The following is a 17,799-nucleotide window of genomic DNA, read 5'->3' as shown; positions in this document are numbered from 1 at the left end:
CGGGCGCGGGCCGCCCGCGCCCGGTCGCCCCACGGCCGCCGTGAGTGTCAGCGGCCACGCCGCCCCTCGCCCAGGAAGCGCTTGAGCCGCTGGAGCGGCCACGTGTTGACGACGTCGTCCTTCGTCAGCCAGCCCCGCCGCGCCGTGCCGACGCCGTACCGCAGGTACGACAGGTGCGTCACGGAGTGCGCGTCCGTGCTGACCGCGAACTTCACGCCGTGCCGCCGCGCCCGCAGGACGTCCTCGTCGCAGAGGTCCAGCCGCTCCGGATGGGAGTTGATCTCCAGGGCGGTGCCGGTGCGGGCGCAGGCCGCGAAGACCTCGTCGAAGTCCGCGTCGATCCCCGGCCGCTTGCCGATCCGCCGGGTCGTGGGGTGGCCGAGGACGGTCACGTACGGGTTCTCGCAGGCGCGCACCAGCCGGCGGGTCAGCTCCTCGCGGGTCTGGTGGAAGTGCGAGTGCACCGACGCGACGCACAGGTCGAAGCCCGCCAGGAAGTCGTCCGGCCAGTCCAGACCGCCGTCCGGCCCGATGTTCAGCTCCGTGCCGTGCAGGAGCCGCATCTTCCGGTGCTTCCCGTCCAGCGCCCGCACCCGCTCCCGCTGGGCCAGGACCTTCTCGTCCGTCATCCGCTGCATGTACAGGTCCGGGGCGTGGTCGGTGACGGCGTAGTACGTGTACCCGCGTTCCGCCGCCGCGGCCACCATCTCCTCCAGCGGGGACAGCCCGTCCGTGAGGTCGGTGTGCGTGTGCAGGTCACCGCGGACGTCGCCCTCGGCGATCAGCTCCGGGAGGTCGCCCCGCAGCCCGGCGGCGATCTCGCCGCGGTCCTCGCGCAGGGCCGGCGGGATCCAGGGCAGCCCGAGCCGGTCGTAGATCTCCTCCTCCGTCCGCGAGACGACCTTCCTGCCGCTCTTGACGCGGAACAGGCCGTACTCGGAGAGCTTCAGCTCCTTGCGGACGGCGATCTCGCGGATCCGGATGTTGTGCGCCTTCGAACCCGTGAAGTAGAGCAGTCCCGCGCCCCACGCGTCGGGCGGCAGGACGCGCAGGTCGACCTGGAGGCCGGTCGCGGTCCGTACGGACGTCTTCTTCCGCCCGCTCACGATGACCTCCGCCGTCTCCGGGAGGGCGCGGAACGCCTCCATGAACGGCTCGGGGTCGTCGGCCGCCACCAGGACGTCGATGTCGCCGATGGTCTCCCGCATGCGCCGCAGCGACCCCGCGTAGGCGCAGTCCGCGCAGCCGGGGACGCGTGAGAGCTCCGCGACGATCCGCTCCGCCGCCTCCGTCGCCGCCGAGAGCAGGATCCGGCCGCCCGCCTTCTGCATCAGCTCGATGCCGTGCAGCACGTTCCGCTCGGTCTTCTCGCCGAACCCCTTGAGATCGCGCAGCCGTTCCGCGCGGACCGCGTCGAGGAGCTCCGGCACCGAGGAGACGCGCAGCTCCTCGTAGAGGGCGAGGGCCTTCTTCGGGCCCAGGGTGGGGATGGCGAGCAGCTCCCGCACCCCGGCCGGCACGGACGCGCGGGCTTCCTCGAAGGCCGCCACCCGGCCGGTGCGCAGGAACTCCACGACCTTCTCGGCGATCGACTTCCCGACGTTGGGGATCTCGCGCAGCGCCTTCACGTCCATGCCCGAGACGTCCTCCGGGTACCCGCCGACGGCACGGGCCGCCTTCTCGTAGGCGCGCGCCTTGAACGCGTCGCCCCCGGTGATGGCGACGAGGTCGGCGTACTCCTGGAGCAGCGCCTCGACCGCCTCGTTGGGCCGGGCCATGGCTTCAGCGTGCCACCGGGCGGGTGTCCGCACATCTCGGCGTGTGGCCTGGTGGGGGCCCGTTGTCAGACCCCGGTGCGACACTGCGGAGGTGAGATGGGCACTGGTGGACGCGGGGGACGCGGGAGTGCGGGTGTGCCCGGTCGACGTCGACGGGCGGGCGGCCGGGCCGACCGTCGTGGAGCCGAGCCTGGCCGACGCGGTCCGGGCCCGGCCCGAGGCGTCGCGGTGGATCTGGCGGTCCACGGCGGAGCTGTACGGGCGGGCGGCGGCCGCCGGGGTGCGCGTCGAGCGGTGCTACGACGTGGAGGCGGCGGAGGCGCTGCTCGTGGGGCACGCGGAGGGGCAGTCCGGGCAGCCCCGGTCGCTGGCCGCGGCCTGGGCCCGGCTGCGCGGGCTGCCGGTGCCCGACGATCCGCCCGCCCGCGCGCCGGACGGGCAGCCGTCGCTGTTCGAGCCGGGCCCGGTCCCGCTGCCGCCGGGCACCGATCCGCTGGACGCCCTCCTCGACGTCTACGCGGACCAGCAGGCGCGCACCAAGGACACCGAGCACCCCGGCCGGATGCGGCTGCTCGTCGCGGCCGAGTCGGCGGGCACGCTCGTCGCCGCCGAGATGTCCCGCACGGGCGTGCCCTGGCGCGCCGACGTCCACCGGGCGTTGCTGACGGCGCTGCTGGGGGAGCGGTATCCGGGCGGGCAGGAGACGCGGCGGCTGGCCGAGCTCGCGGACGAGGTGTCGCGCGCGTTCGGCGGCGTCCGCGTCCGGCCCGACCTGCCCGCCGACATCGTCCGGGCCTTCGCCCGCGAGGGCATCGCCCTCTCCTCGACGCGCGCCTGGGAGCTGCGCGGCGTCGACCACCCCGCGGTGGAGCCGTTGCTGGAGTACAAGAAGCTCTACCGGCTGCACACGGCGCACGGCTGGCAGTGGCTCCAGACGTGGGTCCGCGACGGCCGGTTCCGCCCCGAGTACGTGCCGGGCGGCACGGTCACCGGCCGGTGGACGACGAACGGCGGCGGCGCGCTCCAGATCCCCAAGGTCATCCGGCGGGCCGTGGTCGCCGACCCCGGCTGGCGGCTGGTGGTCGCCGACGCCGACCAGATCGAGCCCCGGGTGCTGGCCGCCGTCGCCCGCGACCCCGGGCTGATGGAGGTCGCCGGGACCGGCCGCGACCTCTACGCGGACCTGGCCGAGCGGGCCTTCTCCGGCGACCGCGACCGCGCCAAGCTGGCGATGCTCGGCGCGATCTACGGGCAGACCTCCGGGGACGGCCTCAAGCACCTGGCCGACCTGCGCCGGCGCTTCCCCCGGGCGGTGGCCCACGTCGACGACGCGGCCCGGGCGGGGGAGGACGGCCGGCTGGTGCGGACGTGGCTCGGGCGCACCTGCCCGCCCGCCTCGACCGCCGTCCCCGACGAGGCGGGACTGCCGCAGGACGAGCCGGGCGGCGGCTCCACCGGTGCGGCGCGCGCCCGCGGCCGGTTCACGCGGAACTTCGTCGTCCAGGGCAGCGCGGCCGACTGGGCGCTCATCGTGCTGGCCCTGGTCCGGCAGTCCCTCGCCGGGCTCCGCGCCGAGCTGGTCTTCTTCCAGCACGACGAGCTGATCGTGCACTGCCCGGAGGAGGAGGCCGCCGGGGTGGCGGAGGCGATCCGGTGGGCCGGGGACGAGGCGGGACGGCTGGCGTTCGGCGAGACGCCCACGCGCTTTCCGTTCACGGTCGCGGTGGCCGAGTGCTATGCGGACGCCAAGGACTGAGGGGCGCGGGGGGGCTTGGCCGGGCTGGGGTGCTTCGGCTGGGCGGGCCTCGCTTGGCGCCTCCGGCGGCGGTGGGCCGGGTGCCGCGCGGACGCGGACGCGGGGGTTGAAGGCTGGACTCCGGCCTGGGCGGGCCCCGCTCGGGGCCCGGCGGCGGTTCGGTGGGTGCGGCGGGGACGCGGGGGGCTGACGGTGCGGGTGCCTTCGGCTTGGGCGTGCTCTGCTCGGTGTCGTCGGCGGCGGTGGGCCGGTTGCCGCGCGGACGCAGGGGCTGGGGGCCCGGGCTGGGCCGGTACCGCTTGGGCGCCCCAGTGGCGGTACGGCGGGTGCCGCGCGGACGCAGGGCCTGATGGCGCGGGTGCCATCGGCTTGGCGAGCTCCGCCCGGCGTCTCCTACGGCGGTACGCCGGGTGCCGCGCGGACGCCGGCGGCTGAGGGTGCGGGGGAGCCCCACGGCTTGGACGGCTCCCCGGCCTGGCGGACGCCGCTCGGCGTCTCAGCGTCCCCGGCGGCGGTACTCGCGCAGCAGTACCGCCAGGGCGCCGGGCAGCGGTGGGCGGACCGGGTGGCGCAGGACCGCCGTGCCCGCGGCCAGGGCGGCGCCGGCGGTCAGCGTCTCCAGGGCGATCACGGCCCGGGTGAAGGCGCGGTGGCCGGGCGGGGCGAACGCCACCAGGCGGCGGGCCGCGAGCAGGTCGCGGCGGGCCTGGAGGAGCTGGTCGCGCAGCAGGCCGCGGACGCCGGGCGCGTCCCGGCCGCGCTCCAGGGCGGCCCGGGTGACGCCGTACCGCGCCAGCGCCTCCTCGGACAGGCCGAGCCGGCCGTCGCGCAGGTCCTCGGACAGGTCGTTGACGAAGTCGAGCCGCTGGCTGCCGTCGATGTAGGTGCGGCAGACCTCGCGGGAGGCGTCCGGGTCGGCCTCCGGCGCGAGCAGCAGCCCGGCGATCGTCATGAACGCCGGGAGTGCGTAGGCGTCGACGTACTTCCGGTAGTCGGCCTCGGTGGCGAAGCCGGTGGTGTCCCGCTCCAGGGGCGCCCCGGCGAGGAAGTCCTCGACGTGCCCGCGCAGCGGCGGGTGTGCGGCCACGGTGCGCAGCAGCGGGGCGACGACCGGGTGCCCGTCCTCCGCTCCGGCGAGCCCGGCGCGGACCCGCGCCTCCCAGGCGGGCCAGTCGCCGGCCGCGTCGGGGCCCCGGTCGAGCAGGTTGTCGGTGTGGTGCATGAACGCCGTGGCGGCGATGGCGTGCGGGACGAGCGCGGGCGGCAGCAGCAGCCGCACCGCGAGGTAGGCGTGGCGGCGGTAGCCGGCGACCACGGCGCGCTGCCGCGTGTAGGCGGCGCGCAGGGCGGGGTCGTCGATGCCGGCGGCGGTCAGCGCCCGCTCCCACGAGCGGCGGCCGGGGGCCCAGGCGTGCATGCCGGTCCGCCTTCCTGCGAGCGGTAGGTGATCGTCCCGGAGGTCGGTGATCGTCCGAGCGGTCGATGATCGTCCGGCCGAGCCTACCGGCTACCGGCCCGGCCCGGCCGGGCCCGCCTCACCGGTAGCAGGCGATCAGCCGGGCCAGGTGCCGGCCGGCCGTGTGCAGCGGCTCCTCGTCGCGCGACACCTGGGCGGCCAGCTCCGCGCCCTCCAGCGTGCTGATCACCGTCTGCGCGAGGTCGCGGGCGTCGTCCTCGGCGAGGCCCGCGGCCGTCAGCTTGGCGTGCACGAGCCCGCGCCAGCGGGCGAACGCCTCCGCCGCCGCCTGCTGGATGTCGGGTGCGCGGCCGGCCGTGCCGAGGGCGGTCGCGGTGACCGGGCAGCCGTCCGTCCAGTCGGACGCGCGGAGGGTCTTCGCCAGGGTGGCGGTGCAGGCGACGAGGGCGTCGCCCGGGTCCTCCGCGCTCTCCAGCGCGCCGCGCAGGATGTCGGCGAACTCCCGGTCGCCGTGGCGGATCGCCGCGACCGCCAGCTCCTGCTTGCCGCCCGGGAAGAAGTGGTAGAGGGAGCCGAGCGTGGCCTCGGCCTCCTGGGAGATCTGCTTGATCCCCGTGCCGTCGTAGCCCTGGCGCTGCATCAGCCGGGAGGCCGCGCGGACGATCCGCTCGCGGGTGTCGAGGGCGGGGGCCGTCCCGCTGCCGTTCCCTGTGGTCTTCTTCATCCTCGCAGCCTACCTGGATAGAGCGTTCGCCCTATCGATTCGCCCTACTGAGTAGAGCGTTCTTTCCAGAGCCGTGCTACGGTGATCACCAAGTAGAGCGTTCGTTCCAGAGGGTTCTTTCCAGAGAGTTCGTTTCGAAGGGGTCTCCCATGAGCAAGCAGCCCGTGACCGTCATCGGCCTCGGCCCGATGGGCAAGGCGATGGTCCACGCCTTCCTGAAGCAGGGCCACCCGGTCACCATGTGGAACCGCACCGCGTCCAAGGCCGACGAACTGGTCGCCGCCGGCGCCGTCCTCGCCCCCTCCGTGGAGCGGGCACTGACCGCCAACGAGCTGGTCGTGCTGAGCATGACGGACTACGACGCGGCGTTCGCGGTCCTGGAGCAGGCCCCGGACGCGGTCCGCGGCCGGGTGATCGCCAACCTCAGCTCGGACACCCCCGAGCGGGCCCGCGAGGCGGCGGAGTGGGTCGCCCGGCACGGCGGCACGCACCTCACCGGCGGCGTGCAGTCGCCGCCCTCCGGCATCGGCGACCCGCAGTCGTCCACCTTCTACAGCGGCGACGAGGCCGTGTTCGAGGCCCACAAGGAGACGCTGGCCGTCCTCACCGGCACCGACTACCGCGGCACCGACCCGGGCCTCGCGCAGCTCTTCTACCAGATCCAGATGGACATCTTCTGGACCGGACTGATCAGTTACGTCCACGCCCAGACCGTGGCCGACGCGTACGGCATCCCGGCCGCCGACTTCCTGCCCTACGCCCAGTCCACGGCCGCCTCGCTGCCCGGCTTCTTCGCCTTCTACGCCCCGCGCCTCGCCGCCGCCGACCACACCGGCGACGTCGACCGCGTCGCCATGGGCGTCGCCAGCCTCGACCACATCGTCCACACCGCCCGCGCCGCGGGCGTCGACCCCGCCATGTCCGGCGCCGTTCTCGACGCCTTCCGCCGCGCCGCCGCGACCGGCCACGCCGACTCCAGCCTCACGAGCCTCGCCGAGGTCTTCAAGAAGGGCGCCGCGTAACGGAAAGCGGCGAGCGCCGACGGGCCGGGCCCCCGTCCCGCTCCGACGGCAGCCCCGGGCCTACGCGGCCCCCACCGTCAGGTGGTGGTCCACGCTCACCACGCCGTCCACGCTGCCGCACAGCCGTACCAGGACCGGTACCAGGCCCGCGTCCCGGACCGAACCGCTCAGGCGGACCTGGCCGTTGGTCACCTCGACGCCGATGCCCGACGGCGGCTCGTGGAGGGTCCGGACGAGGACGTCCTCGATGATCTCCTGGCGGATGGCGCGGTCGTCGCGGAGGAAGACGCGCAGCAGGTCGCTGCGGCTGACCAGGCCGACCAGCCGGCCCTCGGCGTCCACCACCGGGAGCCGCTTGACGTGCCGTTCCTCCATCGCGCGGGCCGCCTCCACGACGCTCCAGTCCGGGCGGGCGCAGACCGCCGGGCTGGTCATCAGGCCCTCGGCCGTCGTCGCCTCGTGCTTGGCGCGGAGCGCCGCCGGGAGGGACGGGTCCACCCGCCGGGCCGCCTTGGCCAGCAGGTCGGCCTCGGAGACGACGCCCACCGGGCGGTCTTCCGCGTCCACGACCGGGACCGCCGTGATGTCGTGCTCGTGCAGCACGTGCACGATCTCCGTGAACAGGGTGCCGCGCTGCACCCGGACCACCGAGTGCGTCATCAGGTCGCCGACGGTTCTGTGCTGCAACATGTCCCAGTCCTTCCGGTCCGCACCCGGCGGCCGGGCGCGCGGCCAGGTTGACCACCGGGAATGCCCCCAGCCTCGCACACGCGCCGGAACGCCGGAGCGGCACCTCCCGCCGTCACACCGGAGGGTGAGTACGGGGTCCGGCGATGACCCGCCGCCGGGCCGTCTACGCTCCGGTGGGTGAGCGACATGTACGAACTCCGCCTCGACTGGCACCTCGACGCCGGCCTGCCCGCCGCCCTCCTGGCCGCACTCCGCGGCCACCTGGAGCCCGATCCGGAGGGGGAACGGGATCCCGGACCGCTGTTCGCCGGTGCCGGGCCCGCGTGGCGTGTCGGGGGAGTGCTGAGTGCGGTGCTGAGCCCGCTGCCCGACGGGTGGGGGCTGGTCGTCCGGCAGGAGATCCACGCCGAGCAGACGGACGAGCTGCGCGGCCTGCTGGACCGCCTCGCGCCCCACACGGCCACCCCGGGCGTCATCGGGTCGCTCCGCTTCTATGAGTACGAGGACGAGGATGGTGAGGTGTTGGAGGTGCGTGACGGGGTGCTTCGGGGGTTCCGTCCCTGACCTGCCCGGCGCGGCGGGGCAGGGGCGACGGTCACGCGTCGAAGCTCGCGAAGTAGCCGGCCGCCATGTCCGCGTCACCGTGCCCCTGTTCCGCGGCGCGCAGGAAGCGGCGGTGGCCCGCCTCGGTGCCGTCCAGGCGGCGGCCGGTGCGCCGCGCCGCCTCCAGGACCAGCCGGGCGTCCTTCTCCGCGTTGTCCACGGAGAAGCTCGGCGTGTAGTCCCCGGAGAGGATCGCCGACGACTTGGCGCGGAAGAAGCCGCTGTCCATCGGTCCGCCGGAGACGACGTCCACGAAGTGCGCGGGGTCCACGCCGAGCCCGTCGGCCAGCGCCAGTGCCTCGCCCACGCCGGTGGTGAGCGCGATCACCCAGGCGTTCAGGGCGAGTTTGAGGCGGCTCGCCGCCCCGGAGGAGCCGTCCTCGCCCACCCACACGGTCCGCGCGCCGATGACGTCGAAGACCGGCCGCACGGTGTCGCGCACCGAGAGGGGGCCGGCGGCCATGACCACGAGCGTGCCCTGCTCGGCGGGGCCCCGGGTGCCCTGGACGGGCGCGTCGACGAACACCAGACCGGCCTCGGTGGCCCGGGCGGCGAGTTCGCCGACGGCCTCGCCGACGGTGCTGACCTGGATCCAGACGGTCCCCGGCGCCAGCTTGGGGGCGGCCGCGTCGATGGCGGCGAGGACGCTGGGGCCGTCGGTGAGGACGGTGAGGACCACGTCGGCGCCGTCCACGGCCTCCGCCGGGGTGGCGGCGGCGTGCACGCCGTCGGGGACGAGCGCCTCCGCCTTGCTCCGGGTGCGGTTCCACGCCCGCACGGTGAATCCGGCTCGGGCGAGGTTGCGGGCGACCGGGGCTCCGATGATGCCGGTGCCGAGGACCGCGATGACGGGCTGTGCCGTGGGCATGGTGACTCCGTGGGTGATGGGGGAGTGAAGGGGTGGTTCTACCGCAGGGACGTCATGACCTGGTCGACGATCCCCGTCAGGGTCGCGCGGTCGGTTCCCTTGCCCAGCACCCGCAGCCCGTAAAGGGAGTTGAGCAGGTACAGCGCCAGGGGGCGGGCGGCCCGCCGGTCGTCCACCGTGCCGTCGCGGTGTCCCTCTTCGACGCAGGCCGTGAGGGCGTCCGTCACGCGTGCGAAGGTGTCCCGGACGAGGTCGGTGATCTCCGGGTCCCGACCCGCCAGCTCGACGGCGGAGTTGACGACCAGACAGCCGCGGCGGCCGGGTACCCCGGCCGTCTCCTCCTCCACCACGCTCATCAGGACCGCGCGGATCCGGTCGGCGGCGGGGGTGTCGCCGTCCTCGAGGATGCCCACCAGGCGGGACGTCCACTCGGTGTCGTAGCGCCGCAACGCCGCCTCGAACAGGTCGTGTTTGCTCTTGAAGGTGTGGTAGAGGCTGCCGCGGCCGAGGCCCGTGCTCTCCACGAGGTCCTGGGCCGAGGTCCCGGCGTACCCCTTCTCCCAGAACGCGGACATGGCGGCGTCCAGGACGCGGTCGACGTCGAAACCCTTCGCACGTGGTGACATGGCGTCAGGCTAGCAGTTCTGGAACGATTGTTAAAAATCCTTTCCGGATCGCCGGACGTGTGATTGGCTCGACGCCGTCGACGTGCCCGAACGGCACGAACGGCCCCTGCGCGCCGCCCGCGTCCGACGAGACGCCGCGGCCGTTCCCCCTCCCCGCCTTCCACCGCCGTCCGGTACGTGACGGCCGTCCGGCGGGGGACGACGCGCTCCCGCCGAACACTCCGGAGGATCCCCGTGACCACCACCGTCCGCGGCCGAACGGCCCCGCCCCGCCCCCGCGTTCCCGACCCGGGCCGGCTGCCCGTCGGCAGGCTCCTGGCCTTCACCGTCGCCGGATTCCTGGCCATCATGACCGAGACGATCCCCGCCGGACTGCTCCCGCGGATCGCGCGCGGACTGGACGTGTCCGAAGGGCTCGCCGGCCAGCTCGTCACCCTGTACGCGATCGGCTCGGTCGTAGCGGCGATCCCCGTGACGGCCGCCACCCGCGGCATGCGCCGCAGACCGCTGCTCCTGTGCGCGGTGGGCGGGCTGCTGGTCTTCAACACCGTCACCGCCCTGTCGGCGGAGTACGCCGTCACCCTCGCCGCCCGGTTCGCCGCCGGCATGGCGTCCGGGGTGATCTGGGGCCTCCTCGCGGGGTACGGCAGGCGCCTGGTCCCCGAGCACCTCAAGGGCCGCGCCCTGGCCGTCGTGGGCGTGGGCCAGCCCGTCGCGCTGGCCTGCGGCGTCCCGCTCGGCACCTGGCTCGGCTCGCTGTTCGGCTGGCAGGGCGTCTTCTGGGTGATGTCCGGCGTGGCCCTGCTGCTCATGCTCTGGATCCGCGCCCTGGTACCCGACTTCCCCGGGCAGGCGGCGGAGCGGCGCACGACCGTCCGGGCCGTTCTCATGACGCCCGGGGTACGTCCGGTCCTCTCGGTGATCCTCCTGTGGATCCTCGGCCACAACGTCCTCTACACGTACATCGCGCCGTACGCGGCCGGGGCGGGGCTCGGCGGCCACGTCGACGTGCTGCTCCTCGCCTTCGGCGCCGCCGCCATCGCCGGCATCTGGACCACCGGGCTCCTCGTCGACCGCCTGCTCCGCGCGCTCACCCTCGCGAGCCTCGCCGGTCTCGCCGTCGCCGCCCTCGTGCTGGGCGTCGGCGCTGAGTCTCCGGCGGCGGTCGTCGTCGGCATCGTCGCCTGGGGGCTGACCTTCGGCGGTGCCCCCACCCTGCTCCAGACGGCGATCGCCGACGCGGCGGGGGACGACGCCGACGTCGCCCAGTCGATGCTCGTCACCGTCTTCAACGGCGCGGTCGCCGGCGGCGGCGTCGTCGGCGGGCTCCTCCTCGGCCCGGCCGGCGTCGGTTCGCTCCCGTGGGTACTCCTGGCCCTGACCGCGGCCGCCCTCGCGGCCGTCGCCACCACGACGTCCCCCGGCCTCGGCCGAAACCGCCGCCCGACGACGCCGACCTCGGCCGAGCGGTCCTGACCGGGGCGCTCCGGCCCTTCGGAGGCGTGCCCCCACATATCCGGGCCGTGGCCGCCCGGCCGTATGTGGTCCCGCGCGGTCGGTCTCGGGGGCCCGGGAACGGCATGCCCCGGGGCGACTCGACCGGCCCCGACTGCGGTGCTCCGGCCTGCGGGTGGCGTGCCCCCGCCAGCCAGGCCGGAGCCGCCCGGCCGTGCGCGGTCCCGCGCAGTCGGTCTTGGAGGTCGGGCGACCCGGCCCTCACCCGTCTGGCGGGACTGGACGAAGCCGACCGGCCCTGACAGGGGTGCTCCGGCCTGCGGGTGGCGTGCCCCCGCCAGCCAGGCCGGAGCCGCCCGGCCGTGCGCGGTCCCGCGCAGTCGGTCTTGGAGGTCGGGCGACCCGGCCCTCACCCGTCTGGCGGGACTGGACGAAGCCGACCGGCCCTGACAGGGGTGCTCCGGCCTGCGGGTGGCGTACCCCCGCCAGCCAGGCCGGAGCCGCCCGGCCGTGCGCTGTCGGCCTCAGGGGCGGCGGCGCGGGGGAGCGGGATGCCCCCGGGCCGCCCGGCCCCTCACCCGCCCAAACGGCTCCGACGAACCGTCAGTCCTCCTCCCGCCGCGCCGTGTACGCGAGGACGTTCTCCGCCTCGGCCCGCCGTGCCGGAGCCGCGCCCTCGGACTCGTTGCCGTACTCCGCCAACACGGCCCGCGCGCGGTCCGCGGCGGGGGTGTTGCGGCCCAGGTCGGCCTCCAGCCAGGCGGCCATCAGTTCGGCGGCGGTGCGCTGGTCCCGGAGGGCGGGGCCGCCTTCCGTGAGGACGGCCACCGCCCGCTCGGCGTGGGACAGCCCCTCCTCGTACGCCTTCCGGGCCGTGCCGTCGTCGTCATCGTCGTCCCCGGGCTCGCCCTCGCAGAAGCGGACGATCAGCTCGCCGGTCTGCCGGTGGGTGCCCGCGAGTTCGCTCCGCAGCAGCTCCCGCGCCGCGTCGTCGTCGGCCGCCGCCAGGGCGGCCACGCACTCGCGCTCCGCCTCGGCCATCAGCTCGCGGGCCCGCGCCAGGCCGTCGTCCTCGCGGCGCGCGGCGAGCCACGCGCGGGCGCGCAGCACCCGGACGTACGCCTCCGGCCGGCCCAGGCCGCGCCACAGCGCCTCGGCCCGCTCGTAGGCCAGTCCGGCCTCCTCGTCGCGGCCCGCGCGGCCCAGGCAGTCGGCGGCCATGTTGGCCAGGACGGCGTGGTCCTGCTGCTCCTCCCAGCCCTGGGCGATCGAGGCGGCCCGCAGGAACTGCGCGGCCGCCTCCCGGTGGTCGCCCAGCGAGGCCAGGCACTCGCCGAGCCACCAGCGCGCCTGGACGACCTGGCCCTCGCCGTGGCCCTGTTCGAGGTCCGGAAGGACCGTCTCCAGGACGGACGCGGCCTCCTCCGCGCGGCCGAGCCGGTGCAGCGCCCCGCCGAGGGTGAGCCGGGCCCAGGCCCCGAGCGTCGCGGTCTCGCCGGCCTGGTCGGCCCAGTGCGCCGCCTCCAGGGCGTGCTCCACCGCCGGTTCGTGCCGGCCGGTGGCGGTGAGTGCCTCGGCGAGGAGGGCGTGCACCTGCGCGACGTCCGTGTCGTCCAGGGTGCCGGCGCCGTGCTCCAGCGCGGCGCGCGCCGCCCCGGCCGCCGTCTCCGGATCGCCGCAGGCCATCGCGGCCCGGGCCAGCCCGGCCCGGGCCTCCGGCGCGTACCAGGCCAGGCCGGCCTCGTCCGTCAGCTGCACGGCCCGGCCGAACGCCCCGGCCGCCAGATCCGGCCGGCCCGCCATCAGGGCCAGTTCGCCCCGCAGTTGCAGCACGTCGGCCAGCCGGCCGGACATCACCCGGCCCGCCGCGCGGTGCTCCTCGGCGAAAGCGGCCGCCTCGTCGAGCGCGGCCTCCAGCGGGGCCGGGACGCCGTCGACGCCCGGCGGGCCGTCGGGCAGTCCGTTCTGGAGGACCCGGCACCGGTACAGCAGGGCGGTGGCCACCGACCGGGGCTCCGCGACGCCCTCCGCGTGCAGCGCGCGCAGCCGGGCGCACTCGGCGTCGACCACGGCCGCCGCCTCCGCCGCGCGCCCGGCGAAGGAGAGGGCGAGCCCGGCCCGCGCCCGCGCCAGGGCGGCCTGGGCGGGGTGCCCGGCCTCCTCGTACAGCAGGGCCGCCGCCCGGAAGCCGTCGACGCACTTCTCCGGTTCCGCGAGTAGCTCCATCGCCTCGTGGTCGGCGAGTTCGGCCCGGCCGAGCGGGTCGAGCTCCGCCTCCCGGCCGCGCGCCGCCCGCGCGAACGCCTCCCACGCCGCGCGGACACCGGGAGCCGGATCCTCCGTCAGCCGGCGGGCGGTGGCCAGCAGTTCCCGGACGTCGGCCGGGGACGCGGCGGCCGGCGGCGCGGAGGCGGGCGCGGGCCGGGGCACGGTGAGCCGCTCGGCCCGTACGCCCAGTGGCAGCCGCTCGGCCAGCGGCGCGGCCTCCATCCGCGCGCGGACGCGGTCACCGACGACCGTGCTGCCGTTGCGCCGGTCGAACCGGCCGGCCAGCTCCAGGGCCTCCGCCCGGGCATGGGCGTGCAGCTCCGCAGCCGTCCACTCGCGTCCGGCCGGGCCGGGCACCCGCCGCTCGCCGAGGCCCAGGTCCGTCAGCCGGCGGGCGAGCAACGCGACGGGAGCGAGGAAGTCGAGCAGGGACAGCGGGTCGCCGGAGGGGGCGAAGTGGCCCGTGTGCTCGGCGAGGATCTCCAGGGCCCGCGCCTCGTTGCCGGTGAGCACGCAGAACTCCAAGTGGTCGCCGACGGTGGCCCGCATCGACTCCATGTTCCGGATCATCCGGTAGCCGCGCAGGTGGTGGGCGCGAGCCTCGTCGATCCGGTCCAGCCGCACCAGGGGGAGCAGCGAGGACGCGAGGGCCACGTGCGGCTCGTGGGCGCAGGTGTGCTCACCGGCCAGGACCGGGCGCCAGGTCTCCAGGGCCTCCGCCGGGCGGCCCAGCCGGTTCAGCCAGTCGCCCTGGGTGTGGAGTTCGCAGGCGTGGCAGTCGCTCATCCGGTCCCGGTCGGCGGCGAGCCAGGCGGCGAAGGCCCGTTCGGCCCGCGCGGTGTCGCCGGTGTCCCGGGCGATGCGGAACTCGCTCTGCCGCACGGCCCGTTCGCTGTGGCCCGCGACGCGGTAGCGGTGCTCCATCTCCGCGTGCCACTTCTCCACCGACGCCAGCGGAATGTCCGGCTGGTCCAGCATGCCGCTGGCCACCCACTTGAACATCCAGTGCAGCCGGTGCTCGGCGTACGCGTCGAAGTCCGCCGGGCGCTCGTCCCACATGCGCAGCACGCGCGCGAAGGGGACGAACATCTTCTCCGACTCGGAGCTGAAGTTGTAGGCGGACAGCAGGTTGAACAGGGTGTCGAGCAGCAGCCCGGTGTCGTCGGCCTGCCCGGCCTCCTCCACCAGCCGCTCGGCGACGGCGTTGCGCGCCGGGCCCTCGGGCTCGTCCATGTTGTCCTGGAGCGCCTGCCGGAGGGCGGAAGCGGTGCGGTTCATCGGCCCTCCTCGGACGGCGCGGACGGCTGCGACGACTGGGACGGCTGCGACGACTGGGACGGCTGCGACGACTGGGATGGCTGCGACGATTGCGACGGCTGAGAGGGCGCCGCCGGGTGGGCCGCCCACTCCAGCAGGCCCAGGAACGCGCGGTTCAGCAGCGCCGAGTCGGCCGGCCGCAGCGGGCGCTGGGCCATCAGCAGGGCCTGGCCGTAGAGCGCCTCGGCGGCGGTGCCCGCCAGGTCGCGGTCGCGGTCGGCGAGTGCGCCGACGCGCCGGACGAGCGGGCTGAGGTGGTTGAGGACGAGCCGGGCGCGCGGGGCCTCGTCCCGCAGCGAGCCCAGGATGGACGTCCACAGGTCGTCGGCCTTCGACTCCTCCTCCGCGCGCGCCCGTTCGTGGCGCGCCGCGCGGTCGTCCAGGTGCAGCGCGGGCACGGTGACCGGCAGGAAGGAGCGGAGCACCACGTCGCAGCCGAGCGCGTCCAGCCGCGCCCGCGCCGCCGCCAGGAAGTCGGCCAGCGCCAGCTCGTCGCCGGGCTCCACGTGGTCGAGGTGCGCGGTGACCGTCTCCGCGTCCAGTTCGGCGACCGTGGTGCCCGGGCGCACCCGGGGCAGCATCTCCACCAGCTCGCCGTCGAAGGTGTAGCCGCCGTTGACCACGCCGACGCCCTGGGCCGCGGCGATCGGCGCGACCTGCCGGAACTCCTCGACGGTCCGGGTGAAGTGGACCGTCCGGTGCCGCTGCGCGAACTCCTCCAGCGACAGCTGCCCGTCACTCGTCTCGAACGGCAGCCACGGCAGCATCGTGCGCAGCATGTCCGCGTCGTGCCGGGCCAGCGACTTGACGCCCACGTGGTGGACGGACAGGAACTGCCGCAGCCGCTCCTGGTCGCCCGCTGCCAGCTCGGCGAGCCAGTCGCGGATCCGCTCCCCGAGGGCCTCCCGGACGGCGGCCAGCCGGTCGTCGTCGTACAGGCTCTCGCGCGAGGCGGTGGGCCGCAGGCTGTCGGTGTCGACGACGCAGCGGACGAAGAACGCCCAGTCGGGCAGGAGTTCGTCGGCGCGGTCGGTGAGCAGCATGCCCTTCAGGTGCACGCGGTGCCCGCCGCGCCGGCCCGGGCTGACCGCCTGCGGCAGCACGTACGCGACGCCGCGCACCCCGGCCACCGGCACGTCCAGGTCGATGGCGTCCAGCGGCGAGAAGCCGAACAGCTCGTGGCAGTGCCGGGCGAGCGCCACCCGCCGCGCGGCCGGGCTCGGGTACGCCCGCTCCCAGACGGGCGGCCGGTCGGTCACCGGGGCGTCGCCCACCCGCACGTCGTGGGGGAGGAGCGAGCCGAAGTCCGTGGCCAAGGCGAGCACGCGCTCCTCGGCGAGCCACTCCTCCGCGCCGCGCCGCGCGGCCAGGAACACCGTGGTCCCCGGCTCGGGGCGCGCCTCGTCCGCCAGCGTACGGACGGCGTACGAACCGTCGTCGCGCGCCGTCCACTCGACGGGCGGCGCGCCGGGCGTCCTGGCCGAGCGGCTGACGACCCGGATCTCCTCGGCGACGACGAAGCAGGCGAGCAGCCCGATGCCGAACTGGCCGAGGAATTCCGAGCGCGCCGACTCCAGTCCGTCGCGCTTGGAGCTGCGGCCTATGGTGGCCAGCAGGTCGTGGACGTCGGCCTCGGTCAGGCCGATGCCGCTGTCCTCCACGCGCAGCCGGCCGCCGTCGGCGTACAGGCGCACCGTCGCGGGCGCCCCGGGCTCCTCCGCGCGGCGCGCCGTGATGGCGTCCACGGCGTTCTGCAGCAGTTCGCGCAGATAGACCTTGGGGCTGGAGTACAGGTGGTGGGACAGCAGGTCCACCAGGCCGCGCAGGTCGACCTGGAAGGTGTGCGGTATCTGGTCGTCAGTCATCGTCGCAGCAGCGTACTGGGTGGGTCGGACAACCGGCCGGGCATTAAGCCGGGCTCAAGACCGGCGCCCGGCCCGGGGCCCGTGACGGGCCGCCAAGGCCACGCGCCTCAGCGGTACTCGACGAACCGGGGGCGCAGCCCCGCCCCGACGAGGAGCACCGCGCCGCCCAGCACCGCCGCGGGTACCAGGGGCCAGCCCGCCAGCCGGTCGCGGGCGGACGCCGTGCGCTCCGCGAGGACGTCCAGGTGGCGCACGGACAGCGCGTCGAGCGAGCCGGTGAAGTCCCAGAAGTCGAACGGGATCCGCCCCCGCCCGAGTTCGGTGAGGGTGAGCACGGCCGCGTCCGTCCGCCCGGTGGCCTGCTCCTCCCGCATCCGGCGGTCGTCGTCGCGGAACCGCGCGTACCGGTCGAGCACGGCCCGGTGGTCGGCGCGCCCGGGCGCGTAGGCGTAGCCGTCCGGCGCGAGGAGGGTGTCGAGGCGCGCGGTCAGCCCCTCGAACCTGCTCACGGCGGCGGATCCCGGGCGGGTGTCGTAGACGAACCAGCGGCCCTCCGTGGCCGCCGCCTCGGCGGCGACCGCCCGGGCCTCCGCCAGCCGGGACCACGGGCGCAGCCCGTCCCGCGCCGCGCCCCGGACGTCGTCCGCCGCCGACAGGAACGCCACGCCGCCCAGGGCGGTGACGACGGCCGCGGCGACCGTCGCGGCACACAGCGCCGGGTTGCACACCCGCCCGTAGCGGCGGGCCAGCCGCCACTGGCACCCCCCGAGGACGGCCAGGGCCGCCACGCCCGTTCCGGCCGTCGCCCACGCGGCGGTCACGGCCGCGTCGTGCGCGCGGTCCGCCAGCCCGTCCGCCTCCCGCGCGTACCCGGAGGCCAGGGCGTCGGCGGCGGGCAGCAGTTCGCGGTGCATCACCTCGCCCGCGTCGACGGACAGGGTCACGGCACCGGCGGGCGGCCGGCCGGCGGGCCGGTCCGGGGCCGTCTCGTCGACGGCGGACGACCGCGCGGTCAGCCCGTCGTACCGGCCCAGGCCGTCCAGCAGCGCCCGCACCCGCCCGCCCTGGGCCGGGTCCCCGCCCAGCCGCCGCAGCAGATCGCTGACCTCGGCGCGCCGCTGCCGCGCGGTGAGCAGGGCCAGCACGCGGTTGCCGACCTGGAAGTCATCCGCCGACCGGCCCGCGGGCAGCACGGCGGGCCGGTCGGCGGAGTGCCCGGGCACCAGGGAGTTCGCCCGCTGCGCGTCGAGGTCGGCCAGGGCGAAGCGCAGCCCGGCCGCCGTCGCGGCCCGCTCGGTGACGGTCTCCCGCAGCCGGTCCGTGTCGGCGCGCACCACGACGGCGCCGGCCACGGCCGCGCCGCACAGCGCCGCCAGGGCGGCCAGCATCAGCAGCGCCTGGACCCCCAGC

At 75.8% G+C, this 17,799-nt stretch carries 13 protein-coding genes; 4 read left to right on the top strand and 9 right to left on the bottom strand.

Annotated features, from left to right (window positions below; genetic code table 11):
• Nucleotides 1-47 precede the first annotated feature (47 nt).
• The gene (polX, locus tag JNW98_RS18955) at nucleotides 48-1,778 is read right to left on the bottom strand and encodes a DNA polymerase/3'-5' exonuclease PolX (RefSeq protein WP_223769443.1); all 1,731 of its coding nucleotides are present in this window, start codon (nucleotides 1,776-1,778) and stop codon (nucleotides 48-50) included.
• 91 nt (nucleotides 1,779-1,869) lie between these two features.
• Here polX and JNW98_RS18950 point away from each other — a divergent pair, with 91 nt between their 5' ends.
• A complete protein-coding gene (locus JNW98_RS18950; protein ID WP_223769442.1) occupies nucleotides 1,870-3,534 on the top strand; it encodes a bifunctional 3'-5' exonuclease/DNA polymerase in 1,665 nt (554 codons plus the stop codon).
• A 496-nt stretch (nucleotides 3,535-4,030) separates the two neighbouring features.
• Here the strand turns inward: JNW98_RS18950 and JNW98_RS18945 are convergent, their stop codons facing one another.
• Nucleotides 4,031-4,951, bottom strand: a complete 921-nt coding sequence (locus JNW98_RS18945; RefSeq protein WP_223769441.1) for a phytoene/squalene synthase family protein — start codon at nucleotides 4,949-4,951, stop codon at nucleotides 4,031-4,033.
• Between the two features lie 118 nt (nucleotides 4,952-5,069).
• Nucleotides 5,070-5,675 (bottom strand): TetR/AcrR family transcriptional regulator, encoded by a 606-nt coding sequence (locus JNW98_RS18940; RefSeq protein WP_223769440.1) that lies wholly within the window; start codon nucleotides 5,673-5,675, stop codon nucleotides 5,070-5,072.
• 149 nt (nucleotides 5,676-5,824) lie between these two features.
• On the opposite strand from JNW98_RS18940, the gene JNW98_RS18935 reads away from it, so the two are divergent.
• Nucleotides 5,825-6,697 carry an NAD(P)-dependent oxidoreductase gene (locus JNW98_RS18935; RefSeq protein WP_223769439.1) on the top strand — a complete coding sequence of 291 codons (873 nt, stop codon included), beginning with the start codon at nucleotides 5,825-5,827 and terminating at the stop codon, nucleotides 6,695-6,697.
• Between the two features lie 60 nt (nucleotides 6,698-6,757).
• Here JNW98_RS18935 and JNW98_RS18930 read toward each other — a convergent pair whose 3' ends face one another.
• Nucleotides 6,758-7,384, bottom strand: coding sequence for a CBS domain-containing protein (locus JNW98_RS18930; RefSeq protein WP_223769444.1), 627 nt, complete (start codon nucleotides 7,382-7,384; stop codon nucleotides 6,758-6,760).
• 180 nt (nucleotides 7,385-7,564) lie between these two features.
• Between JNW98_RS18930 and JNW98_RS18925 the strand changes: the two genes are divergently transcribed.
• Nucleotides 7,565-7,951 (top strand): hypothetical protein, encoded by a 387-nt coding sequence (locus JNW98_RS18925; RefSeq protein WP_223769438.1) that lies wholly within the window; start codon nucleotides 7,565-7,567, stop codon nucleotides 7,949-7,951.
• Between the two features lie 31 nt (nucleotides 7,952-7,982).
• Here the strand turns inward: JNW98_RS18925 and JNW98_RS18920 are convergent, their stop codons facing one another.
• Together JNW98_RS18920 and JNW98_RS18915 are read right to left on the bottom strand one after the other, a co-directional pair.
• Nucleotides 7,983-8,858 carry an NAD(P)-dependent oxidoreductase gene (locus JNW98_RS18920; protein ID WP_223769437.1) on the bottom strand — a complete coding sequence of 292 codons (876 nt, stop codon included), beginning with the start codon at nucleotides 8,856-8,858 and terminating at the stop codon, nucleotides 7,983-7,985.
• A gap of 38 nt (nucleotides 8,859-8,896) precedes the next feature.
• Nucleotides 8,897-9,484: a TetR/AcrR family transcriptional regulator gene (locus JNW98_RS18915; protein ID WP_223769436.1), complete on the bottom strand. Its 588-nt coding sequence runs from the start codon at nucleotides 9,482-9,484 to the stop codon at nucleotides 8,897-8,899.
• A gap of 234 nt (nucleotides 9,485-9,718) precedes the next feature.
• Between JNW98_RS18915 and JNW98_RS18910 the strand changes: the two genes are divergently transcribed.
• Complete coding sequence (locus JNW98_RS18910) at nucleotides 9,719-10,960, top strand: MFS transporter (RefSeq protein WP_223769435.1); 1,242 nt, start codon at nucleotides 9,719-9,721, stop codon at nucleotides 10,958-10,960.
• Between the two features lie 582 nt (nucleotides 10,961-11,542).
• Here the strand turns inward: JNW98_RS18910 and JNW98_RS18905 are convergent.
• The 3 genes from JNW98_RS18905 to JNW98_RS18895 all read right to left on the bottom strand — a co-directional run.
• Nucleotides 11,543-14,485 (bottom strand): tetratricopeptide repeat protein, encoded by a 2,943-nt coding sequence (locus JNW98_RS18905; RefSeq protein WP_223769434.1) that lies wholly within the window; start codon nucleotides 14,483-14,485, stop codon nucleotides 11,543-11,545.
• Entirely contained in the window at nucleotides 14,482-16,389 is a 1,908-nt protein-coding gene (locus tag JNW98_RS18900) for an HSP90 family protein (RefSeq protein ID WP_223769433.1), read from the bottom strand. Before JNW98_RS18900 ends, JNW98_RS18905 begins: the two co-directional genes overlap by 4 nt.
• Nucleotides 16,390-16,496: 107 nt before the next feature.
• On the bottom strand, nucleotides 16,497-17,799 hold a 1,303-nt coding region (locus tag JNW98_RS18895), incomplete at its 5' end, for a GlnX family signal transduction membrane protein (protein WP_223769432.1).

The organism is Streptomyces huiliensis, assembly GCF_020037025.1.
Lineage (GTDB): Bacteria > Actinomycetota > Actinomycetes > Streptomycetales > Streptomycetaceae > Streptomyces > Streptomyces huiliensis.
The sequence above is the reverse complement of the archived record's forward strand: the minus strand, read 5'-3'. Positions and strand labels throughout refer to the sequence as shown.

What these genes read in the sequence shown, in the direction of transcription:
- polX (WP_223769443.1), bottom strand. Translation starts at nt 1,778, where the DNA reads ATGGCCCGGCCCAACGAGGCGGTCGAGGCGCTGCTCCAGGAGTACGCC.
- JNW98_RS18915 (WP_223769436.1), bottom strand. Translation starts at nt 9,484, where the DNA reads ATGTCACCACGTGCGAAGGGTTTCGACGTCGACCGCGTCCTGGACGCC.
- JNW98_RS18900 (WP_223769433.1), bottom strand. Translation starts at nt 16,389, where the DNA reads ATGACTGACGACCAGATACCGCACACCTTCCAGGTCGACCTGCGCGGC.
- JNW98_RS18940 (WP_223769440.1), bottom strand. Translation starts at nt 5,675, where the DNA reads ATGAAGAAGACCACAGGGAACGGCAGCGGGACGGCCCCCGCCCTCGAC.
- JNW98_RS18905 (WP_223769434.1), bottom strand. Translation starts at nt 14,485, where the DNA reads ATGAACCGCACCGCTTCCGCCCTCCGGCAGGCGCTCCAGGACAACATG.
- JNW98_RS18935 (WP_223769439.1), top strand. Translation starts at nt 5,825, where the DNA reads ATGAGCAAGCAGCCCGTGACCGTCATCGGCCTCGGCCCGATGGGCAAG.
- JNW98_RS18920 (WP_223769437.1), bottom strand. Translation starts at nt 8,858, where the DNA reads ATGCCCACGGCACAGCCCGTCATCGCGGTCCTCGGCACCGGCATCATC.
- JNW98_RS18945 (WP_223769441.1), bottom strand. Translation starts at nt 4,951, where the DNA reads ATGCACGCCTGGGCCCCCGGCCGCCGCTCGTGGGAGCGGGCGCTGACC.